The organism is Hymenobacter bucti (assembly GCF_042681145.1).
In the GTDB taxonomy this organism is placed as follows: Bacteria; Bacteroidota; Bacteroidia; order Cytophagales; family Hymenobacteraceae; genus Hymenobacter; species Hymenobacter bucti.
Map to the genome: position 1 here is coordinate 984,716 of NZ_JBHUFD010000001.1, position 24,317 is coordinate 1,009,032.

Here is a 24,317-nt window from a genome sequence, read left to right on the forward strand (position 1 = left end):
AAACCGCAAACATACAGAGTCAGCGCGTCAGCAATTGCCCCCGGTTGAGGTGCAGGGCGTCGGGGTGGTGAAAAACCTCCTCGCCCGCCAAAAACGTGTGCGTGACCACGCCCGTCAGCTCGCGCCCTAGGTAGGGCGAAACCTTGTGGCGGTGGTGCAGCAGCGCCTCCGTCACGCGGAAGGTGGCCTCGGGCGCCAGTACCAGCAGGTCGGCATCGTAGCCCTTGGTAATCTGGCCTTTGCGCTGCGCCTGGCCGATGAGCCGAGCCGGGTTGGTGCTGAGCCAGCGGGCGAGGTCGGGCAGGGTGGCGCCGCGCTCGCGGGCGGCCGTCCAGAGCACCGGCAGGGCCAGCTGGAGCGAGGCAATGCCGCCCCAGGCCGTGGCAAAGTTGCCGCTGGCCAGCTGCTTGAGGTCGGGCGGGGCGGGCGAGTGGTCGGTGGCCACGAAGTCGATGAGGCCGCTTTGCAGCGCCTGCCACAGCTGCTCATTATTGGCCCGCTCGCGGATGGGCGGCGCGCACTTGAACTGCGTTTGGCCGTCGGTGATGTCCTCGGCGTTGAAGAAGAGGTAGTGCTGGCCGGTTTCCACCGTCAGGGGTAGCCCCAGGGCCTTGGCCTCGGCAATGGCGGGCAACGAATCGGCCGACGATAAATGCACGATGTGCACGGGGCAGCGGTACTCGGCGCACAGCCGAATCATCAGCTTTATCGCTTCGTCTTCCCAGCTTTTGGGCCGCGAGGCCAGGTAGTTGGGATAGGAGCGGGTGTCGCCCTTTTTCCACTCGTCGTTGTCCTCCGACAGTTCGCAGTGCACCAGCAGCGGTAGGCCGTGGCTGGCCAGCAGGGGCATCACGCGGCGCAAATCCGACTCCGTGGCGTTCGGGAAATCATCGATACCCGAGTGCGTCAGAAACGCCTTGAACCCCAGCACACCCGCCGCAATGAGCGGGCCCACCTCGGCCGCATTGCCGGGCACGATGCCGCCCCAAAAGCCGACGTTGGTGTGCAGCTGCCCCTGGGTAGCCGTCTGCTTGAGCCGCAGATTGGCGACTGACGTCGTGACGGGCGCCGAGTTTAAGGGCATGTCTACCAGTGTGGTAAGGCCGCCGGCCAGCGCGGCGCGGGTGCCCGTGTCGAAGCCCTCCCACTCGGTGCGGCCGGGCTCGTTGAGGTGCACGTGCGGGTCGATGACGCCGGGCAAGATGGCCGCGTCGCCGAGGTCGAGCACCGGGCCGGCCACGGCCGCCTCGTAGGGCAGCACGTCGGCAATGCGGCCCGCCTGCAGCACCAGCACCGCCGGGCGCTGGCCGGTAGGCGTGACGACGGCCGTACTTTTTAAAATTAAATCGGGCATAAGTCGAGGGTGAGCGGTGGCGGCTGGCGACTATCTTGCCGCTCTTCTTTGCCTCGCAATCTACGCGCTATGCCCATCAAACTCGCTGCCAATGCCTACGGCAAAAATGCCGTGAACCTATCGCGCGTCATTCGCCACGCCGGCCACCACGAGTTTCGGCAGGTGTCGGTGAGCGTGCAGCTGACGGGCGACTTTGAGGCCGCCCACACCCTAGGCGACAACTCGCTGATTCTGCCCACCGACACGCAGAAAAACACCGTGTACGCCCTGGCCAAGGAGCACTTTACAGGTACCATCGAGGCCTACGGGCTGGTGCTGGCCCGGCACTTTGTGTCGCGCAACCCGCAGGTGAGCAAGGCGCGCATCGAGCTGCTCGAGCACGGCTGGCAGCGCATGCACTTCGATGGCCAGGACCACCCGCACGCCTTCACGGGCGGCGGCTCCGAAAAGCGCCGCGCCGTGGTGGAGCTAACCGCCGATGGCACCACCACCGTCTGGGCTGGCTTAAAAGGCCTAATGCTGCTCAAAACCGCTGACTCGGGCTTCGTGGGCTACCCCAAAGACGAGTACACCGTGCTGCCCGAAACCACCGACCGCATTCTGGCCACCGAGTGCGAGGCCGAGTGGGAATACATCAGCGCCGACCTCGATTTTGAGGCGCTCTACCAGAAAATCCGTACCGGCCTGCTGCGCACTTTTTCGGCGCACCAGAGCCTGTCGGTGCAGCATACGCTCTACGCCATCGGCGAGAAAATCCTGGAGCAGAACGACGAGGTAAAAGAAATTAGCCTCATCATGCCCAACAAGCACCACATTCCGTTCAACCTCACGCCCTTCGGCCAGGAGAATACAAACGAGGTATTCGTGGCGACCGATGCGCCCTTTGGCTACATCACGGGTACGGTAGTGCGGGGGTAAAGGAAATAAATTGGCTGTCATTGCGAGGAGGCACGACGAAGCAATCGCATCAGAATGAGCCTGTGGGGTGCTTCCTAGGTGCTATTGCTTCGTCGTGCCTCCTGGCAATGACAATTTAAAGACTACGGTTAGAGCATGCCCTCCCCCCCCCGCGACCTCCCCGCCTGGACGCTAGCCGCCGCCGCCCTGCGCGCCGGCCAGCCGGCCGCCCTGCTGTGCGTGCTACGGAGTCAGGGCAGCAGCCCCGGCCGCCAGGGCTTCAAAATGGCTGTGACCGCGGAAGCCGTAGCCGGTTCCATCGGCGGCGGTATCATGGAGCATAAGTGGGTGGAGCTGGCTCGCCAGCGCCTGCGTGAGGGTGACTACGCGCCGCTGCTGCGCCCCCAGATTCACCGGCGCGAGGCGCCCGCCGACCGCTCGGGCATGATGTGCGCCGGCGAGCAGGAAGTATTGTTGTGGGTGCTCCAGCCCGCAGATTTGCCAGTAGTGGCCGCCATTGAGGAGCAGCTACAACGCCTAGGGCGCGGCGCCTGGGCCGTGAGCGAGGCAACAGGCTTGCAGCTGGTAACGGCTGCGCTGGCTGACTTCTACGAGTACAAACCTGGTCCGGCGTGGAGCTACTGCGAGCAGCTGGGCTTCCGCGACCACCTCTTTATTGTGGGCGGCGGGCACGTCAGCTTGGCCCTGTCGCAGGTAGCTAGCAATCTAGAGTTTGAAATAACCGTACTCGATGACCGGGCCGACCTGCCCACGCTGGATGCCAACCACTTTGCGCACCATCGCCAACGGGTGGATTACGAAACGCTGACTGTAAAGCCCGGCCCGCATTGCTACGTAGTGGTGATGACCGTAGGCTACCGCACCGACGCCGTGGTGCTGCGCCGGCTGCTGGGCCACGCCTACCGCTACCTAGGTGTGCTGGGCAGCGCCACCAAAGTAGCTGAGCTGCGCCGGGTGCTGGCGGAAGAAGGCTTTGATTTAACGGGTTTGCGCGGGCCGGTTGGGGTGTCGATAAATAGCCGCCTGCCCGAAGAAATAGCGGTGAGCGTAGCGGCGGAGCTGATTGCCGTGCGGAATCAGCCGTAACGCGAGCTTTCCGGTTCACGCTACAATCCCGCCAGCCGCCGCGCCGCCTTAACAATCGCTAGCTCCGCCTGCCCGGCCGGTTTCTGCGCGGCGTCGAGCTGAAGCTTAGCCTCCGTTTGCCAGGCGGGCAGTACGGGCTGGCCACTTGCCAGCTGCGCCAGGCGCTGCTGGCACAGCGTGGCTACGGTGGCGAGCTGGGTGGCCAGCGGGGCGTACTCGCCTAGGTTAGGGGCCACCACGAATAGGGGCGTAAGGGCTGCGCTGGCTTGCTGCCACTGCTGCACCTGCTTTTGCAGGCGGGCTAGCTGGCCGCGGGCCACCGGCGTGAGGGGCATGGGCGCCACCGTGGGCACGAGGCTGGTGAGTACCGGCTGGGCCGCCATCAGGCTATCAACGGTAGCGCCAAAGCGGCGGGCCACGTCCGATTCGGCCGGCGCAGCATCAACCAAGCGGTTGTAGAGCGTTTCGGTGGTGTACTTAAAGCCTTGGAAGTTGCGCTTGTACTCCTTCACCGGCTCTACCACGGCGGCCAGGGTTTGGAGGGCGGGCAGGGCGGCGGGGTAGGGCGCCGCCATTTGGCGCAGCAGGATGGCCGGGGTGCGGCGGTGGCGCAGCCCTAGGCCCTCTAGCTCGTCGCTCACTGCGGCCAGGCGGCGGTACATATCGGGTACATCCTGGGTAGCGGCGGCGGGGCTCCAGAGGCGCTCGGCCACGGCGGCGGCGCGGGGCCACACGCGGCTGTCATACACCACGCTGTCCGCGTATTCGCCCCACATGGCGGCCTCGCCACCCAGCACGCGCGTTCGCAGCGAGTCGGGCACGCCCGCGTGCGGGTCGGCGGTGTAGTAAGTGGCGGCGCTGTAGTTGAGGTCGAGGTAATAGCCGGCCGACAGCAGCGCCGGGTGGCCCTGCTGCACGGTCTGGGCCATGGCTTTGGCCCCGCGCCAGCTCTGCACCACCACGTCGTGGGGTAGGCCGGGGCCAAGTATCTCGTCCCAGCCAATCATGATTTTGCCGTGGCGGCGCACCAGTGAGTCTACCTTCTGGCTGAAATACAGCTGTAGCAAATGCTTGTCGGGCGTCACGCCGTCGGCTTTCACCTGCTTGTGCGCCCGCATAAAGGCCACGATGCGCGGCGTGCGTCGCCACTGCCGGCCGTCGTTTTCGTCGCCACCCGTGTGAAAGTACGGGTCCGGAAACAGCGCCGTCATCTCGGTCAGCAGCGAGTCAACGAAGGCGTAGGTGCTGCGCCGGGTAGGGTCGATGGCCACGTTGGTAGTGCGCCAAAGGGTGTAGGGCGCGTAGGCCGAGTCCACGGAGGCCAGGCGCGGGTAGGCCACAATCCAGCTCGTGGTGTGGCTGGGCATGTCGAACTCGGGCACCACCCGAATGCCCCGCGCCGCGGCGTAGGCGAGCACCTCGCGTACCTGGGCGCGGGTGTAAAACAGCCCATCGGTGCTGGCCTGGTTGAGGCGCGGAAACAAGCGGCTCTCGACCCGAAAACCCTGGTCGTCGCTCAGGTGCCAGTGCAGCACGTTCAGCTTCACGGCGGCCATGCCGTCGAGGTTGCGCTTGATAACGGCCACCGGCAGAAAGTGCCGCGCCGCATCAATGAGCAGGCCCCGCCATTTGAAGCGCGGCCAGTCGCGGATGTCGCAGTACTGCGCCCGCCAGCCGCGCGGCTGGCGCTCCAGCACCTGCCGAAACGTGGCGATGCCCCGCTGCAACCCTAGGGCGCTCACCGCCGTGAGGCTGGCGCCGGCTGCCGTCACGCGCAGGTGGTAGCTCTCATCGGTCGAGCCGGCCGGGCCCGTTACTTGCCGGCGCAGGGCACCTAGGGGCGCCGTGGCGAAGCGGTAGTAGCCCGGCTGCCACTCGGCCTGCACGGGCAGCGGCATGAGCGGCCGCTGGGCGTGGGCGCTTAAGCTGATTAACAGTAATAAGACGAGTTTCCCGCAGAGTTTGACTGACGTCTTCCTTCGGTTCGCAGGGTTAAACCGCAGGGTTTTGCAGGGTTCAAGAAAGAAGACTTTGCGAAACCCTGCGCCTAACTCTGCGAACCGGAGGAAGACGTCAGTCAAACTCTGTGGAAAAAAACTCATATTATATCAATCCCCTGGCCTTGAATTCCAGGTACTTATTTATCGTGTTTACCGTCAGCAATTGCGGCGGGGTTAGCAGGGCCTGAATGCCGTAGCGCTGCAGCTCCAGCACTATTTGCCGCTTTTCCTGCTGAAATTTCTCGGCGATGGTCTGGTTATACACGTCGGCCGTGGTTTCGGCCGGCGCGTCGAGGTAGGTGCGCAGCTCGGTGTTTTCGAAGAAAACGACCAGCAGCAGATGCGCCTTGCTCAGGCCCCGCAAATACGGCAATTGCCGTTCCATTCCCTGCAAAGTCTCAAAATTGGTAAACAAAATTAGCAGGCTACGCTGCTTAATGCGGGCGCGCACCGTGGCGTAGAGGCGCTCGTAGTCAGTTTCGAGGTACTGCGTTTTCTGGTGATAGAGCACCTCCAGAATGGTGCGCATGTGGCCCGGCCGGCGCTCGGCGGGCACGGTCGCGCCCGGCTTATTCGAAAACGTAATCAGCCCCGCCTTATCGTGCTTTATCAACGCGATGTTGCTCATGACCAGTGTGGCATTGATAGCGTAGTCGAGTAGACTCAGGCCTGCAAAGGGCATCCGCATCACGCGGCCCTTGTCGATGAGGCAGTACACCTGCTGCGCCCGCTCATCCTGAAAGTGGTTGACTACCAGCGTGTCGGCCGGGCCGCCGGTGGTGCGGCGCGCACTGGCCTTCCAGTTGATGTTGCGTGGGTCGTCGCCGCTGGCGTAGGGCCGCACCTGCTCAAACTCCATGCTCTGGCCCACCCGCCGGATGCGCTTCACACCCACCTCCGTAAGGCGGTTATGGATGGCCAGCAGCTCGTACTGCCGCATCTGTAAAAACGAGGGGTACACGGGCACCGTGCGGTTTTGGTCGAAGCGAAACCGCCGCCGCACCAGGCCCAGCGGCGAGGCCGCGTACACGTTCAGCGCCCCAAACTCGTACTCGCCACGCTTGGTGGGCCGCAGCTGGTAGGTAATAATCTGCGTCTGGCCCGGCGCGATGTTGGTTTTAAACAGCACGTCGCGCCGCTGAAACTGGTGCGGAATCTCGTCAATCACTTCCACGCGCAGCCCGAAGCGGTAGCGGTTTTCCAGGTACAGCCGCACCTCGTTGTCGTCGCCATTCGAGAGCTTGTCGCCCAGCACCCGCCGCCCCGCTACCGGCTGGCCGCCGCCCTGCCCCGGCCCGTATAGTAGCAGCGCATCAAGCGCCGTAAGCAGTATGGTGGCACCTAGGAGTACCTGCATAGGCCCCAGCAGCCACGGCAGAAAGAAGGCCAGCACGAAGCCCGCAATGAGGGCCGTGCAGAGGTAAAAAAAGCGCAAGGGTAGGAAAAAGCTCATGAGCGGCGTAGCTGGTCGCGGACTTCCATCAGGGCAAAGCCCAGCAAATTTTGGCCCGGCCACCGGGCCGGCTGCAAGGCATCAGGGTGGTCGGTGGCCAGCCCAATGCCCCAAATGGCATCGACCGGGCTGGCCTCAACCAGTACCCGGCTGCCCGTATTCAGTAAGTAGTCTTTCAGCGGTGGGTGCTGCGTAAATTTATGGTAGTTACCCGCTTGTACTAGGTCGTATTTCTGCTCGTCCCACACTTGCGGGTCGAAGCCGATTACTTCCCGCCCCAGCTTCTTGGCCTCGGCCGGGTGCTTGGCCGCCAGGATGCGCGCGCGCACCTCGTCGTTGTCGAAAATTCGGGCTTTTTCGGCCATCATCCAGTGCTCGGCGGTGGCGTAGGTGTCGCCCGCTACCTCGAAAGCCGCCGAGTACCACTGGCTAAAGCAGCTTTTGTCAACCTCATTCTTTTGCTTGGGCGTGTGGCCCCAGAAGAAGAGGTATTTGGTTTCGGTGAGCGGCTGATCGAGCAGCCAAGCGGTAGAATAAGGCATAATAACTTGCTCCGGCGTGGCGCCTCACCCCCCGGCCCCCTCTCCGAAGAGGAGAGGGGGAGCCACGGCGCAAGTACGTGTAAGTTATTGATATATTGAATAGTGGTTGCGTAATTGTCGTTCGGCTCCCCCTCTCCTTTTCGGAGAGGGGGCCAGCCCCAGAGGGGTCCCGTGAGGCGATACGTTTGGAATGACCTACCTAGGCACCTCCACGCTCTGCACTATCGCCTTCACCACCTCATCGGGCGTGCCGCCTTCCATTTCGCGCTCGGGCGTGAGCATGATGCGGTGGCGCAGCACTGGCGCGGCCAGAAACTGCACGTCCTCGGGCGTCACGAAGTCGCGGCCGCGCAGGGCGGCTAAGGCCTTGGCGCCATTGAGCAGCGCCAGGCTGGCGCGGGGCGAGGCGCCCAGGTACAGCGCCTTGTGCGCCCGGGTCTGGCCCACTATTTTGGCGATGTATTCTAACACGTTAGCTTCCACGCGCTGCTGGCCCACTTGCTGGCGCAGGGCGGCCAGGTCCTGGGCCGAGAGCACGGGCTTCACCAGTTCGAGCGGCGTGCCGCCGAAGCCGCTATGGTGGCCTTGCAGTATCTGCACTTCCTCGGCCAGGGTGGGGTAGCCCACGTTTAACTTGAAGAGGAAACGGTCGAGCTGGGCTTCGGGCAGGCGGTAGGTGCCTTCCTGCTCCACCGGATTCTGGGTGGCAAGCACCACAAAGGGCGTGGTCATGCGGTGGGTGGTGCCGTCCTGGGTTACGGTGCGCTCCTCCATCACCTCAAACAGTGCCGACTGCGTCTTGGCCGGGGCGCGGTTGATTTCATCAATCAAGACCACGCTGGCGAAAATAGGGCCGGGCCGAAACTCAAAATCGCCCTGCGCGGGCCGAAAAATGCTGGTGCCCAGCACGTCGGCCGGCATCAGGTCGGGCGTGAACTGAATGCGGCTGAACGGCACGGCAAGCGTGCGGGCCAGGAGCTTAGCAGTGAGTGTTTTAGCCACGCCAGGCACGCCTTCGAGCAGCACGTGCCCATCGGCGAGTAGCGCCACGAGCAGCAGCTCCAGCAGGTCGTGCTGCCCCACGATAACATGCCCGATTTGCTGGCGCACCGCCGCAACGTGGGCCGTCAGGGCCGAGAGGTCGGTGCGGGGCACGAAGGCCGGGGCCGCATCGGGCGCCGCGGCCGACGTAACGGCGTCCGCCGCCGGAAGTATGGACGGCTCAGCGTCTGGAGCAGCGAAGGAAATCGGTTCGTTGAGAGGTTGGGGGTCCATGAGGAGGCGAGTTAGCAAACCAGCGTAGCTTCGCAGCAGTGGCTGCGGGATAGCGAACATGGCAGCTTGTTAAAAGTAAATAACACGCTTGGACCGCGAGCTGTCTTTGCAGTAAAAAGACGCTTTACATCAGCCGAGGGCATATTATTAAAATAATTATAAATCGGAAAAGTTAAATTAAACGCCTGAGTGCAAAAAGCGATTTACTGCGACTCGCGCTTGAAATCACGGATAGCGCGGCTCAAGATAAGCAGCTCGCGGTCGGTGACGGCGGGCGCGGTGCGGGCGAAGTTGATGAGGCGCACTAGCTCCTCCACGCGGGGCCTGGGCACCCCGGCCTTCTGGCTCAGGCGCTCGCGAAAAGTCTCGTCGCCTAGGTCGGGAGTGGGCTCCTGAAAGCGGGTGCGCAGGTAGTCTAGAAATAGCGCTGTTTTCTTCTCCGCAATCTGGGCGTGGTTGCGGCCCTGCTGGTAGAGGCCGGCTACGGTGCGCGTAAAAAGCAGCGTGGTATTGGGCAGCGGCTTGAGGGTCGGGATGACGCGCTGCCGCCGCCGGGCTTCCACCAGCACAAACAGCAGCCCCGCCACCAACGACAGGTAGTAGGCCGTGCGCAGGGCGGGGTGCGCCATGATGACGCGCAGCATCGATTGCTCACCTAGGCGGCCCTGCTTCTGGTACTCGTCCCACCAGGCCGGGCGCCCGGCGGGCAGGTAGGAGAGCACCGCAAACGCGAAGTCGGCGGTGCGGGGCCGCAGCACCCAGTAGTTGCCAAAAGCCAACGGCACCGAGCACAGGTAAAAATGCCCGCGCCCGTGGTCGAGGCGCACCAGCACGGGCCGCCCGCGCTCGTCGGCGGCCAGGGTAGCGCCCCGGTGCGGCCGCCGCTTCGTAAGCGCCAGCCGGTAGCCCGTCACTTCCGGCTTAAACTGAAAGCTCGTGCCGGGTAGCTCCGGCCGGGCGCGCAGCAAATGCACGCTTACCAAATTACGGGTGTCGGCGGGCTGGCCAATGCGGGGTACCGCCAGGCGCTGGGCCGTATCGGCCTCGTAGGTGCGAAACCCTAGGGTATCGGCCAGGAAGCCCCGGCGCTCGGGCCCAAAATCTTCGGCCGCGATAAAGACATCGTGGCCCGCCGCCACAAAGCGCAGCAGCGCGGCCGTTTCGAGGCGCGTGGCCGCAAAGCCTTGATTTACGAAAATGTAGCTGGCCCGGGTGGCCACCAGTGGCAGCGTGGCGGCTTCGGTTGCGGCGGCAGCTTGGTCGTTGGCCGCATCCTGGGTGGCGGCGGTAGCCGTGGTGTCGGCGGTGCGCCGCTCGGCCGCCGAGTCGCCGGCGAAAGTGACGTTTACGGGCCGGCCGCCGCGTGCCTTGGGCTCTTCGGTGCCCAGCAGCTGGTTATAGATGGGTAGGCGTACGCTCGCCACCGAGTCGGTACCCAGCACCTGCGGCAGCGCATCGTAGAGCACATAGGTGCCATACGGAATTTTATCCTTGCTGCTGAGGGTGGGCGACCAGTCGAGCGGCTTGGGGCGGTAGTACTCCAGCGCCACGTAGCTCCCGAACAGCACCAGGATTCCCAGTAAATACCAGCGAAAAGTAGTCAAGGTGGAAGTAAAAAAGTGGATTAACTACTTGCCTAATAATTCTTTGTAGATAGCTAAATAATCGGCTGCGGCCTGCGCCCAGCTAAACTGCCGAGCTTGCGCCTGAGCCTGCGCTGCCCGGGCGGGCGAATGCTGCGCCAGGCCGGCCGCCAACGCCCGCTGCATGGTGGCCGGCGCAAAATCATCGAAGTAGTACGCCGCCGCGCCGCCTACCTCGGGCAGCGAGGTGAGGCGGCTCAGAAACACGGGCTTGCCCAGCTGCATGGCCTCGACCACCGGCAGGCCAAAGCCCTCGGCCAGCGACGGCTGCAAGTAGCCCGTGCAGTGCTGGTAATACCAGGTTTTGTCGGCCTCGCTGATGCGGGTGAGGATGTGCACGCGGTCGGCCACGCCCGCCTGCTCGGCCGCGGCGCGGATGGTTTGCACGTAGCCTTCCTCGGCGAAGCTGCCGGCAATAAGCAGCTCGTAGTCATTGCCTTGCAGCAGTGCCGGCAGCACGTGCCAGTTCTTCTTGCTGTTGATGGTACCTAGGCCAAACAAAAACGGCCCGCCGGGCGCGTAGGCGGGCGCGTGGCCCGCGGGCAGCGGCGCCAGCGGCTCCACGCCGCGCCGCACGTAGCGCAGGGGCTTGGTGGGCGAGTAGCCCAGCAGTTCGGCGTGGCGCAGAATGTCCTGGCGCACGTAGTCCGAAATCGTGACGAGGTAGTCGGCCCGCCGGATGTTGCGGCGCACCATGGCCAGCTGCCGGGTGTAGGTGCGCTCGTCGGGGTTTTCGTGCAGGAAATTAAGGTCGTGCACCGTCAATACTACCTTGGTAAACGGGCTGGTGGGCACGTACCAGCTCAGCTGCGAGGTGGCGTGCCACAGCCGGTAGGTGTAGCTGGGCGGGTTGAAATACTTGTGAAAGCTGCGCTGCGGGAGGTAGCGCACGCCCCGGCTCCCGAGCCCGCTCACCTCGGCGGGCGGCACGTAGCAGACGAGGCGGTAGCGGTAGTTCTGGCGAATCAGCTCGTGGGCCAGGGGCACCACGAAGTGACTAAAGCCGCTGTTGCGGTCCTTCAGGGGCTCGCAATCAAGAATAATACGGGGAAACGACATAGAAAGAAAGTGGTGCCCAAAGCACCCTAGGGCTCTAGGCTACGGGTGCCGCCCGCCCGGCGCCGCTGAGCTGCTGCCCAAACTGGCGCTGGGCCTCGCGCACCTGCTGGTAAAGCGCGGCGGGCACGGGCAGCTCGCCGTACCAGGCGTACTCAAACTGGCGGGTGAGCTCGGCAAAAGCCGGCCGGGCCGTGGGGCGGCTGGCGGCCAGCTCGTGCACGTAGGTTTGGTTGGTTTTGTCGGGTTGCCAGGCAATGAAGTCGCGGTCGGTGAGCTGCTTTAGTAGCTGCAAGTAGCCCAGGCGCACGGCCAGGCGCAGGTTGCCGGTCGCTTCGGCTTGGGCGAGGGCGTCGGTAAAGTTTAGCGCATGAATGTTTTCCTGGCCCGCTTCGTAGGCTAGCGGCAGCGAGCGCGGCGCCCGGCCAAATACCTTGGTGAGGTCAACTTGCAGCAGCTTGAGCACGGTAAAAACCAGGGTGGCGCCCATCAGGCCGTACCACAGCGTGTTCCAGGCCAGGTGGCCGCCGCGGGTGTCGAGCAGGCGGCCTAGCCAGCTCCATAGCCAGCGCAGCAGGCGGTCCCAGAGGCTGGGGCTGGCCGGGGCATCCGTCACGTCGGTGTACTGAAAATCGTGCTGGTTGCGCAGCGTGCGCAGGCGCTCGGCAGCCGGGCGGCGCAGGGGCGGCTGGGCCGCCGCGTCGGCGGGCAAAGGCGGGGCCAGCAGCGTATCGGCCGGGGCGGCGGCCCGCCGTTGCCAGGCCCGCAGCGGCTGGGGCGGCTGGGGCGCGGCCAGCACCGAGCCGGCCGCCAGCAGCAGGGCCAGGCCACTGGCCAGGCTGCGTTTGTAATACATAATGGGGCTAGTAGCTGCCTTCTTCATCGGGCCGAAAGTAGCTGGACTGGGCCTCCGGCAGGGTGTCGGCCTGCCCTAGCTTATCAACGAGCAGGCGCAGGCCCACGCCTTCCTTGAGCTCCACCAGATTGAAATACTGGAACGCAATGGCTAGCAGCACCGGCGGATACAGCAGCAGCGAAAGCAGCCCCGAAAAAGCGCTGATGACCACCAGAAACGGCGAAGAAGCAGTGCCCGAGCTCAGCAGCAACGCCCGCAAGCCTCCGAACAGCGCCGCCACCATGCCCACGCTGGCAAACATGAAGTAGATGATGAGCACCATGATGGCCAGCAAGCCAAACGTCGACCACCACTTGCCGCGCGTCAGGCTCACGCAGCGGTTGAGGGTGGTGCCGAAGCCCGTGCCTTCCAGCACCTTCACCACAAAAAAGAGGCTGAGCACCACGCCCATGTAAACGCCCGGAATAAATAGCAGTAGAAAGCCAAGGGCAATAAAAATCCAGACGCCGTAGAGCGAGAAAAACGTGCTGATGAACTGGCGCTTTACCACCTCCCACACGTCGGCTACCGTCACGGGCGCGCCGGCCTGGGCCGGGTATACGCAGCACAGTAAGTAGCCATATACACTCAGGATGAGCACGGTGTGCAGAGCCATGGCTAGTAAGTTATTGAGCAGGTAGAGCGGCGACTGAAATAAGTTACTGTACATGGCAAAGCGCCCCGACAAGTAGCCGCCACCGGTCGACTGGCTATAGGTGGCCTGCCGGATGGCGCCCAGCAGCTGCGACTGCAACGCGGCGCCCAGGATACCCTGCACCAGGGCTATCGGCACCGTTAGATAAAGCAGCACCCGGCCCAGCGGCCGCCAGTGCGCCCCCATAAATTCGAAAGTGGCGGATATTTTCTTGCCAAAATCGCGCTGTTGCCAGAAGTCGGCGGGTTGGGTAAAGGTGTTTTGCATAAGTAGTTAGCCGTAATAAAGTATGGAAATGTAATTAGTCAACTTATTCTTCAACCAGCACCGCCCGCCGCCGCACTAGGTGCGGGTAAATGCCAAAATACCAAATAATAAACGCTGCCGACCCGCCGATGATGGTTAGGCTGAGGGCCACCGGCATCTCGGTGTGGCGCGTCACGAAGCTTTCCAGAAAAGCCGCCACCACGATAACCGGCGTTAGCCCCAGGGCCAGCTTCACGGCGTCGCGGGCGGCGCGGGCCAGCGACTCGCGCCGCGAGTAGGTGCCCGGAAACAACACCCCACCGCCTAGGATAAACCCGGCCCCGCCGGCCAGCACGATGCTCGGAATTTCGAGCGTGCCGTGTATCCAGATGGTGAGCAGTGAGGGCAGCAGCACGTGCTCGTGGTAAAAAAAGTACTGAAAAGCACCTAGCATCACCCCGTTTACAAACAGCGAATGCAGCGTGCCGATGCCCAGCGTGAGCCCCATCGCAAACGTGCGCAGGGCCACCAGCAGGTTATTGGCCCCAATGCCCAGAAACATGAGCGACGAGGGCCCCGACTTGTAAATGGCCATCGGGTCGCCCTTGCGGATGTTGGCCAGCGTCTGGTTCACGTACTCGTCGCCGAGCACCACGCGCAGAAAATCCTGGTCGTAGGCCGCTGAGAGTGCCCCTAGGGCCGTAAATAGCAAAAACAACCCGCAGGCCCAGGCCAGCGCCTGCTGGTGCCGAGCCACCACCAGCGGCACCTCCGTGGCCCAGAAGCGCGCTAGCCGGTGCCGCTCCTCGGGCTTGTTGCGGTACAGCGACTGGTGAAACTTGCTGGCGAGGGTATTGAGGTAGGCCGTGGTGGGCGAGGCCGGGTAAAAGGTCTGGGCGTAGGCCAGGTCGTCGGTGAGGCTCACAAACCGGGCGGCCAGCTCGTCGGGGTTGGCCGGCGGCTGGGTTTCGTACTGCTGCCAGCGGGCCTGGTTTTGGCGCAGAAAAGCGGCTTCGCGCATAAGTCGGCAAGGATTAGGCCTTAAAGGTAGGCAGCCGCTAGTAGCAGCTAAAGCCGCCCGGCGTATTTTTCGGACTGATTTACTTCCAACTACTTTATGGCAACTATTCGCATCCATACCACGCAGAATGTCACCCTCGAATACGAGGTCGGCAGCATCGGCGACCGCATCGTGGCGACCCTGATTGACTCCTTGGTGCTGGTGGCTTGGGCCGTGCTGTGGGGCGTCATTTTTCAGAGCGTAGGCTCGGGCGGCAGCCACGAAACCACCGATTGGAGCAGCGCCTCGGGCATCATCGCTATTATCATTATTGCTTTCATTCTCGCGCCCGTCGTCTTTTACAGCCTGGCCAGCGAGATTTTTTTCAACGGCCAGAGCCTGGGTAAGAAAGCCCGCCACCTGCGCGTGGTGCGCCTCGATGGCACCGCGCCGCGCCTAGGCGACTATTTTCTGCGCTGGCTGCTGCGTATCATTGATTTGTACCTGCCCTTTGCGGGCGGCTTGGTGGCCATCATTACCATTGCCGTCAATGGCAAAGGCCAGCGCCTGGGCGACATGGCCGCCGGCACCACCGTCGTGAGCACCAAAGCCCCAGCTGGCCTGCTACCCGACCTAGGGCCATCGCTCCCACTCGAAGGCTACCAGGCGGTGTTTCCGCAGGCCGCCGACCTCACCGACCACGACGTGGCCCTGCTGCGCCAGCTGTTGAGCCGCAGTCTGCAACAGGGAAACTACGTGCTGCTCAACGAAACCGCCACCAAAATAAAGCAGCTGCTGCACGTGCAAAGCGATATGTCCGACGAGGCGTTTCTGCGCACCGTGCTCCGCGACCACGCGCACGTGATAGCCGCTGGGTAAAAGTTGTTTTTGGAGTAAAAGAGGTTGATTAGCAGTAAATTGGTATATTTTACTCGGCTCCGTCAGTAGAAGAAAAACTAAGTTTCGGTCATCATTTCCAGCAAAAATTAGCGCCGCTCGATACCCACAGCCGTGACCGTAACAACGTCTGAGAATGGCCCGGAGGGAGGGGCGAGCACTTGGGCTTGGGTTTTTTTATATTCGTCGAGGCTACGAGCGGTTACCATCTCAAAATGCACCCGTAGGTAAAAGCGCGCCGCCCGGGCTTGCCCCTGGTAAATAGCCGGGATCCAACGGCTAGGTAGCTGCTGTAGCATCCGCCACACTTCTTGGTCGCAGGCGGGCGACAAGCTGCTTAGCACTGTATAATCGGTCGTGCTCCCGTCGGGCTGCACCACGTAGGAGAGCAATACATCGCCTTGCCACTGCTGCTGCAACGCCGCAACGGGATAACGCAGGCCCGTGCGGAGCGCCTGGCGGCGGCCGGCGCGGCTGCCCAGCAGGCCTGGCGCCCGGCTAGGGTGCACCAGCTGCCAGGTATCGTTGATGCGCAACTCATAGCGGGCCGTATCGGGCCGGCGGTAGCTGATGCGGCTCGAATCGTAGTTCATGCGAAGCTCGAGTTGGCCAGTGTCATCTAGGTACTCCCACGTGCCGGTCGGCTGGCCTTTGCTGAGGCTGCCGCGCTCAAATTTGCTGGTAGCGCTCGTAGTCTGCCCAAAGGCTAATAAGCTGACCGATAACAGAAAAGCTGCGATACTATAACGTGCTAGTAACATGGTGCACAGCAAGCAAAAAGGGTAGGCTGTAAAAGTACAGCCTACCCTTTTTAGGTTAGTCTAAGCAAGGTGCTGGGCGTTATCCGGCCGCCACCGCCTTGCGGCGGCTGGGCTTGGTGGCGGGCTGGCGCTCCTCGCCCTGGGCCAGCAGGTCGTCGTCGCGGTCGCTCTTCTTCACTACCCAGCTCACGCCGTAGAGGTCCTTGCGGCGGTCGCGCAGGTTGCGCACGGCGCCGCTGGTGTTCAGGTCCTTGAGTAGGTCGAGGTCGAGGTCGGCGATGAGCGTCATCTCCGTGTTGGGCGTGGCCTCGGCCACGATGGCATCGTGCGGGAAAGCAAAGTCGCTAGGGCTGAACACAGCCGACTGCGAGTACTGAATATCCATGTTTTCGACCCTAGGCAGGTTGCCTACCGAACCCGTGATGGCCACGTAGCACTCGTTTTCGATGGCGCGGGCCTGGGCGCAGATGCGCACGCGTTGGTAGGCGTTCTTGGTGTCGGTCCAGAAGGGCACGAACAGGATTTTCATGCCCTCGTCGCTCAGGATGCGGCTGAGTTCGGGGAACTCCACGTCGTAGCAGACTAGGATGCCGATTTTGCCAAAGTCCGTGTCGAAGCACTTGATTTTGTCGCCGCCGCGCATACCCCAGTAGCTGGCCTCGTCGGGCGTTACGTGCAGCTTGTACTGCTCGTCCACGGTGCCGTCGCGGCGGCACAAGTAGCTCACGTTGTAGAGCTTGCCATCTTCGTAGACCGGCATCGAGCCCGCGATTACGTTGATGTTGTGGCTCACGGCCAGCTCCATCATCCTGATTTTGATGGGCTCGGTGAAGGCCGCCATGCCCCGAATGGCCGCCGAGGCTGCCTTCTCGTTGGTGAGGGCCATCATGGGGGCGTTGAAAAACTCGGGAAACAGCACGCAGTCAGCCTTGTAACCGCTCACGGTATCCACAAAAAACTCGATTTGCTGATAAAAATCCTCCAGGCTCTTGGTGGCCCGCATTTGCCACTGCACGATACCGATGCGCACGTTGGACTTCTGGTTGCCGATGAGCTTGTCAAACTCCTCGTCGTAGTACACGTTAATCCACTCCAGCAGCGTGGCGTAAGCCTTTGACTCCGAGTCATAAGGCAAATAGCCGCGAATGATTTTGCGCACGTGAAACTCGTTCGAGAGTTGGAAGGTGAGGATGGGGTCAACCACTTCCTTGTTGCGCACCATCTCCACGTATTTGGCGGGCGTCATCTCGTCGGCGTAGGCAGCGTAGCCAGGGATGCGGCCGCCGGCCACCATGGCGCGCAGGTTTAGGCTCTCGCACAGCTCCTTACGAGCGTCGTAGAGGCGGCGACCTAGGCGCAGGCTACGGTACTCGGGGTCCACAAATACATCGACGCCGTAGAGGGTGTCGCCCTCCGCGTCGTGGGTGTCAAACTTACCGTTGCCCGTGATTTTGGCGTAGGTGTGCTTATCGCCAAACTTGCTGTAGTCCACGATGATAGCCAGTGCGGCGGCCACTACCTGGCCGTTGTCCTCGATGCAAATCTGGCCCTCGGGAAATTTCTTGAGCAGGGCATTATACTCGTCCTGCGACCAGGCGCCCTCCATGTTGGAGTACACCTTTTCCATAATGCCGTGGATGGCCTTGAAATCGGTGCGGCGCAACTGGCGCAGCACCAGCTTGTGGGCTGGTACGGCAGTGGGCGTCAAGCGCTCATCAGTAGTAGGGCCCAGCTTGGTGCCCTTTTTGTGGTGCGTGCCGCCGGGAGTGGCTTTGCCGTTGGTGTCGGAAGAAGTAGCCATAAATTAACAGGAAAAAACAGTCGTAAGTAGCGGAGCGTTAGTCAAAATTACCCCTAAAAAAGCCCGCTGGCCAGGGCCAACGGGCTTTATAACCACTAAACGAGCCGATAGGTGCAGAAGGTTACTCGCGCACCACGCGCTGGGTGCTGGTGCCCTGGGCGGTTTGCACCGCCAGCAGCAGCACCCCGCGGAACCCACCGAAGGCCGCCGCATCCAGCGTGAGCACGCCGCCCGCGCTCCCCGCAAACGCGCGGCGAAATACCGTGCGCCCCAGCAAATCAGTGGCTTGCACCGTGAGCGGGCCGCTGCCGGCCGGCACCAGCAGGCGCAGCTCGGTGCCCACCGCCGAGGGGTTGGGGGCGGCTCCTAGGTCGGGCCCGCTGGCTCCGCGGCTGGCCAGCGCTACCACGCGGCGGTAGCTGTCGCGGTATTCGGCGGCGGCCACGGTTTCCTGGCCCGCCACGGTGGTGGTCGTGATGGTGAGCACTGGCACGCGCACGCCGTTGGCCAGCCACTTGTACTGCCGGGTGAGGGGCAGGTCGAGGGCCTGGCCCGGCGCGCCCCCCACCGATAGGCTATCGTGGTCGAGCAGCGTGCTCACCACCCGCACCGTCTGAAACGTGCCGAAGGGCGTGGTGAGCGTGCCCCAGCCATCGACCTGGTTGGTGCGCTGGCGCCGCTGGCTGAAGTAGCCCGTGCTGGCCGCCACCGCGGGCGTAGTCAGCAACGAATTAATAACCTCAGGTGCGCTACCAAACGTCAGCGGGAAGCGGTAAATAACGTCTTGCTGCGCCCGCGAAGCGTAGGTGACCGGCAGGGTCGTGCCATTGAGCGTGGCCCCGTAGCCCACGGAGCGGAAGTCGGCCGCCGAGCTGTTGAAAAACTCCTGCGGGTTGGTGATGGGCACCGGAAACGTGGTGCCGGCCGGGATGGGCAGGTTCCTAGGTGCCACCAGCGTAGCGCGGTTGGCGGCACCCGTGAAGGCGTTGTTGAAGGTGAACAGCAGCGTAAAATCCGTGACCGTGCTCAGGTCGGCGTAGCGCTCCACGCGCTGCGAGGCGGCCGTCAGGCCGGCGTAGTTCCAGGTTTGGTTGGCGCCGTTGCGGGTGAGGGGCGGCGCAGTAGCGGGCAGCGCGGCCGTCAGGCTCAGGCGCAGCGAGTCGCCGGCGGCGGGCATGTCGGCCGCTGTAATGGTGGGCGCCGTTTGGGCGTGGGCCAGGCTGGCTACCAGACCTAGGGGCAAGAGTAAAAATTTTGTTTTCATAAGCAAGGGAAAAACGAGCGGTGAAACTTACAGGCGTACTTAACTGCCTAAAAGTAAGCCACTGCTCGCCATTCACCGCTCACGCTACACGCCGCGCATCTCCGGCACGGCCTCGTCGCCGCCCGGCACCACCAGCCGGCCCGCCGTAGCCGCCCGAATCTGGGCCACGCTGACGCCGGGCGCCCGCTCGCGCAGCACAAAGCCGTCGGGCGTGACGTCGAGCACGGCCAGCTCGGTCACGATTTTCTTCACGCAGCGCAGGCCGGTGAGGGGCAGCGTACAGTCGGGTAGCAGCTTGCTGCTGCCATCGCGGGCCACGTGCTGCATGGCCACGATGATGTTTTTGGCCGAGGCCACGAGGTCCATGGCGCCGCCCATGCCCTTCACCATTTTACCCGGAATTTTCCAGTTGGCAATGTCACCGCACTCGCTCACCTCCATCGCCCCCAGGATGGTGAGGTCCACGTGCTCGCCGCGAATCATGCCAAACGAGTCGGCCGACGAGAACAGGCTAGAGCCCGGCAGCGTCGTCACGGTCTGCTTGCCCGCGTTGATGAGGTCGGGGTCAACCTCGGCCTCGGTCGGGAACGGGCCCATGCCGAGCAGGCCGTTTTCGCTTTGCAGCTCCACGCTGAGGCCGGCCGGGATGTAGTTGGCCACCAGCGTCGGAATACCGATGCCTAGGTTGACGTAGGAGCCGTCTTGCACTTCCTGCGCGATGCGCCGGGCAATGCCGTGTTTGTCTAACATTAGAGTGGGGTGGGATAAAGGATATGTGAGCCGTTGTCATGCAGAGCGTAGCGAAGCATCTCGCGTGGCGCAGTAAATCCATGCGCTATTGATTACTGCACCACGCGAGATGCTTCGCTACGCTCTGCCTGACGTGCAGGTGGAACTACTTACTTGGCCGCCTGGCGCTTAGCCAGGGCCGCGTACACGGCCTTGCGGAAGCGCGGCACCAGGTCGGGCGTGTTATTGTGCGGAAACTTTTGGGTGTAAATCAGTACCACCAGGTGCTCCTTAGGGTCAACCCAGTAGTCGGTGCCGAAAGCGCCGCCCCACTCGTAGCTGCCCACCGACTGCCCGGTTTGGGCGGCGCCAGCGGGCGTTACGATGCTAAAGCCCAGCCCAAACTTGTTGACGCCTTGGTTGACATCGCCAATCTGGTTTTGCGTCATCAGGGCCACGGTGCTGGGTTTCAGCAGGCGCTGGCCGTTGTAGGTGCCGCCATTGAGCAGCATTTGCAAAAACACGGCGTAGTCGTCGATGGTGGAGGAGAGCCCGCCGCCGCCCGAGAAATAGGTGCCCGGCTGGTTCGGAAAATCGGGCCGTAGCCCCATCATGCCGGTGGTGGGCATAGCCACGGTGCGCCCCTGGTACTCGGTATACAGCGGCACCAGCCGGCTTTGCAGCGCGGCGGGCAGGTAGAAGTAGGTGTCGCGCATGCCCAGCGGGTCAAACACGTGGGCGCGCAGGTACTGGTCGAGCGGCTGCCCGCTCAGCACCTCAATCAGGCGGCCCAGCACGTCCACGCTCAGGCCGTAGGTGAAGCGCTCGCCGGGCTGGTTGAACAGCGGCAGCTTGCCCAGCGCGTCGATGGCGGGCCCTAGGGTGCCGTCGGGCGAGCCCACTCCGCTCGGAATGCGCGCCTTGGCATAAATGGCCCGCGCCTCGGCCGAGCCGATAACCGCGTAGCCAATGCCCGAGGTGTGGCTCAGCAGCTGCCGAATGGTAATCTCGCTTCGGGCCGGCACCGTGGTGTAGCTCGAATCCTGCGCGTTGAAGCTGGCCAGCACCCGCGGGTGAGCAAACGTGGGCAAGTACTTCGAGATGGGGTCATCGAGCTGAAACTTGCCCTGGTCGTACAATTCCATCAGCCCCACGCTCGTGATGGCCTTGGTTTGCGAGGCAATGCGCTCAATGGCGTCGGGACGCAGGGGCGTCTTGGTAGCCACATCGCTGTAGCCCAGCGCCTTGCGGTACACCACTTGCCCATCGCGGGCCACCAGGGCAATGATGCCCGGCACGCGCCCATCATTCACGTAGCCTTGCAGCAGCGCGTCGATGGCCTGGAGCTTTTCGGCGCTCATGCCGACCGCGGCCGGCGGGGCCGCGTGCAGCACGGCTGGCTTGGCCAGTTGCGCAAAGGCTCCAGGGCCGCCCAGCAGCAGCAGGCCCAGCATTAGGTTCTTCCTCATGTTGAAAGCAGGAACTAAAAGGCAGAAAACAGTAAGTGAAAAGCAAAGCGGCCGGGTCCAGCAAGCGGCGCAGCCGCCGTGTATCGCCCGCATAGCCAGCCTGCCACCGGCAGGCGTATCTGCGAAATCCGTTAAATCCGCTGAATCTGCGATACGGTGCGTTGCTCGATGCGCTTTTCGTATGCTTGGCCTTGGAAAATGCGCTGCACGAAGATGCCCGGCGTGTGAATTTGGTTGGGGTCGAGCTCGCCGGCGGGCACCAGCTCCTCTACTTCGGCCACGGTGATGACGCCGGCCGTGGCCATCATGGGGTTGAAATTGCGGGCCGTGCCGCGGTAGATGAGGTTGCCGGCAGTGTCGCCGCGCCAGGCTTTTACGAGGGCAAAATCGGCGCGCAACGCGGTTTCGAGCAGGTACATTTTGCCGTTGAACTCGCGGCTTTCCTTGCCCTCACCCACCTCGGTGCCGTAGCCGGCCGGGGTGTAAAAGGCCGGAATGCCGGCGCCGCCCGCCCGGCAGCGCTCGGCCAATGTACCCTGCGGAATGAGCTCGACCTCAAGCTCACCGCTCAGCAACTGGCGTTCAAACTCGGCGTTCTCGCCCACGTAGCTACTTATCATCTTCCGCACTTGCTTGGTTTGCAAGAGCTTGCCAATGCCAAAATCATCGACGCCCGCGTTGTTGGAGATGCACGTCAGGTCGCGTACGCCGAGGCGCAGCAGCTCGGCAATGGCGTTTTCGGGGATGCCGCAGAGGCCGAAGCCGCCCAGCATCAGGGTCATGCCATCGGCCACGCCGGCCAGGGCGGCCTGGGCATCGGGCACTACTTTATTTATCATGGGGTGGGAAAGGGGGGTAGAAGAGGCTGAAGTACGGGTAACCAGGTTTTGTGGCCGACGCCTGGCTGCCGCGCCAGTGGCTGCGTTCGCGCAATTTACGGGCTTCACACCCGCACTTCGGCTACCAGGGCACTGCTGCCCCCTAGGTCATCGTCCGTCACGAGCAGCAGTTCTAGCCAGCCCGGCCCCAGGATGCGGCGCACGGCCAGGCCCTCTACCTTGCCCCGGTAGGGGCGGCCATCGGCCCAGCCCAGGCGGGCGAAGGTGGCGGTTTGGGTCTGCACGTCCACCATTCCCACGAAGGAGCCTAGCACGGCCCCGTCGAGCACGGCATCGGTGGTCGCTTCCACGGAGGCCGTCACAAACAAAACCCCGCCCACGAAAGTGGCGCCCGAAAAGCCCGCCGCGTGCCCTTCCAGCGTGGGTAGCTTGAAAGAATGCACTAGCCCCAGCGGCGGCGCGGGCGTGCCCGGCGCCCGCAGGTGGGCCAGCGCCGGCGCCAGCGGAAAGCTGAATAGCTGGGCCGGCCCGCCCCCCACGGCGCGCTGAAGCAGCAGCAGGTCGGTGGTACTTGTGGCGACGGCTTCGAGGTTGAGGACTGCGCCCGCGGGCAGGTGTGGGCGCAGCTGGTCGTAGAGCTGGCGCAGCTCCAGCCGCTCGACCAGGGGCGCGGACTCGCCGGGGGGTAGCCCCCGCACGTAGTAGCCCACCTCGCGGTGGGGCCCCGAGCCCGAGCCTAGCAGCAGCAGCCCCACCTCCGCGGTGGGACCACCCACGGCGGCCATGCTTTCGAGGTCGGGCTTCGTGGCCTTCGGAATGCGGCCGGTGGTAAAGTCAGCGGTTTCAAACAGCGCCACGCGGCCGGTGGCGGCTAGGGTAGCCGCATCGAGCAGGTAGAGAAAAGGCGCATCGTCGCTGATGACGTAGGCCGTAGCCCCGATAATCTCTACGCCCGAAGCCGAGGGCAGGTGCGGCAAAACAACTTCGGAGAGGAGCGTGGCAGTCATGGCGAGGGCGGGTAGAAGCCGCCAAAAATAAGCCTGCTCCGCCTACCTGGTCAGGTAAGTGGAGCAGGTAGTGGGTTCGCGGCGTGCTGCTCCGGTAGCGAGGCAGCGGCCTAGAGTGCGGCCTTTGCTGAGCGCTTGGCTTGGCCGCGCGAGCGCGGGTGGCCCTCGCCGGCCCTATTTGGCTTTAGCTTGCTTGGTGGGCGCAGGTGCCGCGACGGCCACGGGCGGCGCGTAGTCGAGCGGCAAAAACTCGCCCATTTTCTGGAAGCCCCAGTACTCGCCGCTCACCACGTCGAGCGGATTGGCGAGGGTGCCGTTGGGCTGAATCTCGGTTTCGGGCGCCAGCAGCGTCAGGCGCGACACCTGCCGCTTGGTTGGCGACTTGGCGCTCACTGGCCCAATCGGCGACATGGGCTGCGTGTAGCCGGGGTCGGGCGCTTCGCCAAAGAAAACCACTTGCAACTCGTTCGTGAAGCGCAAAAACGTGCGCCCGTCCGTCGATACGCGGCGCAGGCTGTCAATGGGCCGGGCCGCCGGGTTGAGCTGGGCAATGGCCGGTAGCTCGTCCCACACCCGCATCGAGTCGCGGTCGGCAGCCGTGAAGGCGCCTTTTTTCTTCTTTAATAGCTGTTCGCCGCGCATGGCGCGCAGCGGCTGCACCAGGCGCACCTGCTGGGCCAGGAAGTTGCTTTCCGTCACTTGGTTATCGTACACGCTTTTCAGGAAGTGCGTGAGCGAGCCGTTGTAGGCGGCCACCCGGTTGGCGGCCCACTGCCGGCGCTGCTGGTCGTCCTTGGGCTTCATTTCCTCGAATACCGTTTGGCCGTCGAAGCCTGAAGCCTCGGTTTCGGTGTTGTAGTCGAAGTGCAGCCCGTAGTACTTGATGCGGTACCCTAGGGCCGTGTTTTCTATCTGCACGAAATTAGGCGTGGTGGCCGTCAGCGTTTTAGACGTGTCGTTGAACGCCACGTCCACGTCCTCGGGGTTCATGATGCGGCACTGCTTCGAGAAGGTAGTGCCGCCCAAAAACAGCCCCGTGAACTTGCGGTAGTTGTCCTCCTGGTGCGCATCGGCGTGCACCACCACCTCGCTCAGCTGCGGGCCCGAGGAGGCGAGGCGCAGCGTCACTTGCTGCGCCGCGGCGCCCACCGTGATGTTTTGCTTCGACAAGCGGTAGCCCACATACGAGCCCACAATGTCGTAGGTGCCCTTGGGCACGCGCTCAAACACAAAAGTGCCCTGCTCGGTAGTAGTCGCCCCTAGGGTAGTGTTGGCCAGAAAAACGCTGGCAAACGCCAGCGGCTCGTGCGTCACGGAGTCTTGCACCACGCCCGTGATGCGGCCCTGCGCCTGGGCGGCCACTGCCGCCCCCAGCCAGCAACTCAAGAGAATAACCAATCGCAAATAGCGCATATGCAGTACCTAAG

At 63.4% G+C, this 24,317-nt stretch carries 21 protein-coding genes; 3 read left to right on the forward strand and 18 right to left on the reverse strand.

The window, feature by feature from the left end:
- Positions 1-19: 19 nt before the first annotated feature.
- The gene (gene allB, locus ACFSDX_RS04060) at positions 20-1,354 is read right to left on the reverse strand and encodes an allantoinase AllB (RefSeq protein WP_382311900.1); all 1,335 of its coding nucleotides are present in this window, start codon (positions 1,352-1,354) and stop codon (positions 20-22) included.
- A gap of 69 nt (positions 1,355-1,423) precedes the next feature.
- Between allB and pucL the strand changes: the two genes are divergently transcribed.
- Together pucL and ACFSDX_RS04070 are read left to right on the forward strand one after the other, a co-directional pair.
- Entirely contained in the window at positions 1,424-2,272 is an 849-nt protein-coding gene (gene pucL / locus ACFSDX_RS04065; protein WP_382311901.1) for a factor-independent urate hydroxylase, read from the forward strand.
- 135 nt (positions 2,273-2,407) lie between these two features.
- The gene (locus ACFSDX_RS04070; protein ID WP_382311902.1) at positions 2,408-3,358 is read left to right on the forward strand and encodes an XdhC family protein; all 951 of its coding nucleotides are present in this window, start codon (positions 2,408-2,410) and stop codon (positions 3,356-3,358) included.
- 20 nt (positions 3,359-3,378) lie between these two features.
- On the opposite strand, the gene ACFSDX_RS04075 is transcribed toward ACFSDX_RS04070, so the two are convergent.
- From ACFSDX_RS04075 to ACFSDX_RS04115, 9 genes are all read right to left on the reverse strand, one after another.
- On the reverse strand, positions 3,379-5,256 hold the full coding sequence (locus ACFSDX_RS04075; RefSeq protein WP_382311903.1) for a family 20 glycosylhydrolase: 1,878 nt from the start codon (positions 5,254-5,256) through the stop codon (positions 3,379-3,381).
- A gap of 205 nt (positions 5,257-5,461) precedes the next feature.
- Positions 5,462-6,811: a DUF58 domain-containing protein gene (locus tag ACFSDX_RS04080; RefSeq protein WP_382311904.1), complete on the reverse strand. Its 1,350-nt coding sequence runs from the start codon at positions 6,809-6,811 to the stop codon at positions 5,462-5,464.
- A complete protein-coding gene (locus ACFSDX_RS04085; protein WP_382311905.1) occupies positions 6,808-7,353 on the reverse strand; it encodes an NADAR family protein in 546 nt (181 codons plus the stop codon). The genes ACFSDX_RS04080 and ACFSDX_RS04085 overlap by 4 nt, the downstream gene beginning before the upstream one ends.
- A 195-nt stretch (positions 7,354-7,548) precedes the next feature.
- Positions 7,549-8,628: an AAA family ATPase gene (locus tag ACFSDX_RS04090; protein WP_382311906.1), complete on the reverse strand. Its 1,080-nt coding sequence runs from the start codon at positions 8,626-8,628 to the stop codon at positions 7,549-7,551.
- Positions 8,629-8,831: 203 nt separating this feature from the next.
- Positions 8,832-10,232 carry a DUF4350 domain-containing protein gene (locus tag ACFSDX_RS04095; RefSeq protein WP_382311907.1) on the reverse strand — a complete coding sequence of 467 codons (1,401 nt, stop codon included), beginning with the start codon at positions 10,230-10,232 and terminating at the stop codon, positions 8,832-8,834.
- Positions 10,233-10,256: 24 nt separating this feature from the next.
- Positions 10,257-11,330 carry a glycosyltransferase family 4 protein gene (locus ACFSDX_RS04100; RefSeq protein ID WP_382311908.1) on the reverse strand — a complete coding sequence of 358 codons (1,074 nt, stop codon included), beginning with the start codon at positions 11,328-11,330 and terminating at the stop codon, positions 10,257-10,259.
- 34 nt (positions 11,331-11,364) lie between these two features.
- The gene (locus tag ACFSDX_RS04105; RefSeq protein WP_382311909.1) at positions 11,365-12,183 is read right to left on the reverse strand and encodes a DUF4129 domain-containing protein; all 819 of its coding nucleotides are present in this window, start codon (positions 12,181-12,183) and stop codon (positions 11,365-11,367) included.
- A gap of 7 nt (positions 12,184-12,190) precedes the next feature.
- Positions 12,191-13,144 (reverse strand): hypothetical protein, encoded by a 954-nt coding sequence (locus ACFSDX_RS04110; RefSeq protein ID WP_382311910.1) that lies wholly within the window; start codon positions 13,142-13,144, stop codon positions 12,191-12,193.
- 43 nt (positions 13,145-13,187) lie between these two features.
- Positions 13,188-14,144 (reverse strand): stage II sporulation protein M, encoded by a 957-nt coding sequence (locus tag ACFSDX_RS04115; RefSeq protein ID WP_382311911.1) that lies wholly within the window; start codon positions 14,142-14,144, stop codon positions 13,188-13,190.
- Between the two features lie 96 nt (positions 14,145-14,240).
- Between ACFSDX_RS04115 and ACFSDX_RS04120 the strand changes: the two genes are divergently transcribed.
- Positions 14,241-15,002 carry an RDD family protein gene (locus ACFSDX_RS04120; RefSeq protein WP_382311912.1) on the forward strand — a complete coding sequence of 254 codons (762 nt, stop codon included), beginning with the start codon at positions 14,241-14,243 and terminating at the stop codon, positions 15,000-15,002.
- 107 nt (positions 15,003-15,109) lie between these two features.
- Here ACFSDX_RS04120 and ACFSDX_RS04125 read toward each other — a convergent pair whose 3' ends face one another.
- The 8 genes from ACFSDX_RS04125 to ACFSDX_RS04160 all read right to left on the reverse strand — a co-directional run bounded on the left by ACFSDX_RS04125 (position 15,110) and on the right by ACFSDX_RS04160 (position 24,303).
- Positions 15,110-15,781, reverse strand: coding sequence for an energy transducer TonB (locus ACFSDX_RS04125; protein ID WP_382311913.1), 672 nt, complete (start codon positions 15,779-15,781; stop codon positions 15,110-15,112).
- Positions 15,782-15,860: 79 nt separating this feature from the next.
- Positions 15,861-17,408 carry a carbon-nitrogen hydrolase family protein gene (locus tag ACFSDX_RS04130; RefSeq protein WP_382312320.1) on the reverse strand — a complete coding sequence of 516 codons (1,548 nt, stop codon included), beginning with the start codon at positions 17,406-17,408 and terminating at the stop codon, positions 15,861-15,863.
- Positions 17,409-17,703: 295 nt separating this feature from the next.
- Positions 17,704-18,846 (reverse strand): hypothetical protein, encoded by a 1,143-nt coding sequence (locus ACFSDX_RS04135; RefSeq protein ID WP_382311914.1) that lies wholly within the window; start codon positions 18,844-18,846, stop codon positions 17,704-17,706.
- Between the two features lie 84 nt (positions 18,847-18,930).
- Positions 18,931-19,596: a CoA transferase subunit B gene (locus tag ACFSDX_RS04140; protein ID WP_382311915.1), complete on the reverse strand. Its 666-nt coding sequence runs from the start codon at positions 19,594-19,596 to the stop codon at positions 18,931-18,933.
- Between the two features lie 149 nt (positions 19,597-19,745).
- On the reverse strand, positions 19,746-21,044 hold the full coding sequence (locus tag ACFSDX_RS04145) for a serine hydrolase domain-containing protein (protein ID WP_382311916.1): 1,299 nt from the start codon (positions 21,042-21,044) through the stop codon (positions 19,746-19,748).
- Positions 21,045-21,175: 131 nt separating this feature from the next.
- Entirely contained in the window at positions 21,176-21,883 is a 708-nt protein-coding gene (locus tag ACFSDX_RS04150; RefSeq protein ID WP_382311917.1) for a CoA transferase subunit A, read from the reverse strand.
- 104 nt (positions 21,884-21,987) lie between these two features.
- A complete protein-coding gene (locus ACFSDX_RS04155) occupies positions 21,988-22,890 on the reverse strand; it encodes a DUF6929 family protein (RefSeq protein WP_382311918.1) in 903 nt (300 codons plus the stop codon).
- A gap of 174 nt (positions 22,891-23,064) precedes the next feature.
- On the reverse strand, positions 23,065-24,303 hold the full coding sequence (locus tag ACFSDX_RS04160) for a carboxypeptidase-like regulatory domain-containing protein (RefSeq protein WP_382311919.1): 1,239 nt from the start codon (positions 24,301-24,303) through the stop codon (positions 23,065-23,067).
- Between the last annotated feature and the right edge of the window lie 14 nt (positions 24,304-24,317).

Coding starts and splice junctions, on each gene's coding strand:
- ACFSDX_RS04110 (WP_382311910.1), bottom strand. CDS start 13,144: ATGCAAAACACCTTTACCCAACCCGCCGACTTCTGGCAACAGCGCGAT.
- ACFSDX_RS04150 (WP_382311917.1), bottom strand. CDS start 21,883: ATGATAAATAAAGTAGTGCCCGATGCCCAGGCCGCCCTGGCCGGCGTG.
- ACFSDX_RS04145 (WP_382311916.1), bottom strand. CDS start 21,044: ATGAGGAAGAACCTAATGCTGGGCCTGCTGCTGCTGGGCGGCCCTGGA.
- ACFSDX_RS04105 (WP_382311909.1), bottom strand. CDS start 12,183: ATGTATTACAAACGCAGCCTGGCCAGTGGCCTGGCCCTGCTGCTGGCG.
- ACFSDX_RS04135 (WP_382311914.1), bottom strand. CDS start 18,846: ATGAAAACAAAATTTTTACTCTTGCCCCTAGGTCTGGTAGCCAGCCTG.
- ACFSDX_RS04130 (WP_382312320.1), bottom strand. CDS start 17,408: ATGGAAAAGGTGTACTCCAACATGGAGGGCGCCTGGTCGCAGGACGAG.
- pucL (WP_382311901.1), top strand. CDS start 1,424: ATGCCCATCAAACTCGCTGCCAATGCCTACGGCAAAAATGCCGTGAAC.
- allB (WP_382311900.1), bottom strand. CDS start 1,354: ATGCCCGATTTAATTTTAAAAAGTACGGCCGTCGTCACGCCTACCGGC.
- ACFSDX_RS04080 (WP_382311904.1), bottom strand. CDS start 6,811: ATGAGCTTTTTCCTACCCTTGCGCTTTTTTTACCTCTGCACGGCCCTC.
- ACFSDX_RS04155 (WP_382311918.1), bottom strand. CDS start 22,890: ATGACTGCCACGCTCCTCTCCGAAGTTGTTTTGCCGCACCTGCCCTCG.
- ACFSDX_RS04090 (WP_382311906.1), bottom strand. CDS start 8,628: ATGGACCCCCAACCTCTCAACGAACCGATTTCCTTCGCTGCTCCAGAC.
- ACFSDX_RS04120 (WP_382311912.1), top strand. CDS start 14,241: ATGGCAACTATTCGCATCCATACCACGCAGAATGTCACCCTCGAATAC.
- ACFSDX_RS04070 (WP_382311902.1), top strand. CDS start 2,408: ATGCCCTCCCCCCCCCGCGACCTCCCCGCCTGGACGCTAGCCGCCGCC.
- ACFSDX_RS04085 (WP_382311905.1), bottom strand. CDS start 7,353: ATGCCTTATTCTACCGCTTGGCTGCTCGATCAGCCGCTCACCGAAACC.
- ACFSDX_RS04100 (WP_382311908.1), bottom strand. CDS start 11,330: ATGTCGTTTCCCCGTATTATTCTTGATTGCGAGCCCCTGAAGGACCGC.
- ACFSDX_RS04125 (WP_382311913.1), bottom strand. CDS start 15,781: ATGTTACTAGCACGTTATAGTATCGCAGCTTTTCTGTTATCGGTCAGC.
- ACFSDX_RS04115 (WP_382311911.1), bottom strand. CDS start 14,144: ATGCGCGAAGCCGCTTTTCTGCGCCAAAACCAGGCCCGCTGGCAGCAG.
- ACFSDX_RS04140 (WP_382311915.1), bottom strand. CDS start 19,596: ATGTTAGACAAACACGGCATTGCCCGGCGCATCGCGCAGGAAGTGCAA.
- ACFSDX_RS04160 (WP_382311919.1), bottom strand. CDS start 24,303: ATGCGCTATTTGCGATTGGTTATTCTCTTGAGTTGCTGGCTGGGGGCG.
- ACFSDX_RS04075 (WP_382311903.1), bottom strand. CDS start 5,256: ATGCCGCTGCCCGTGCAGGCCGAGTGGCAGCCGGGCTACTACCGCTTC.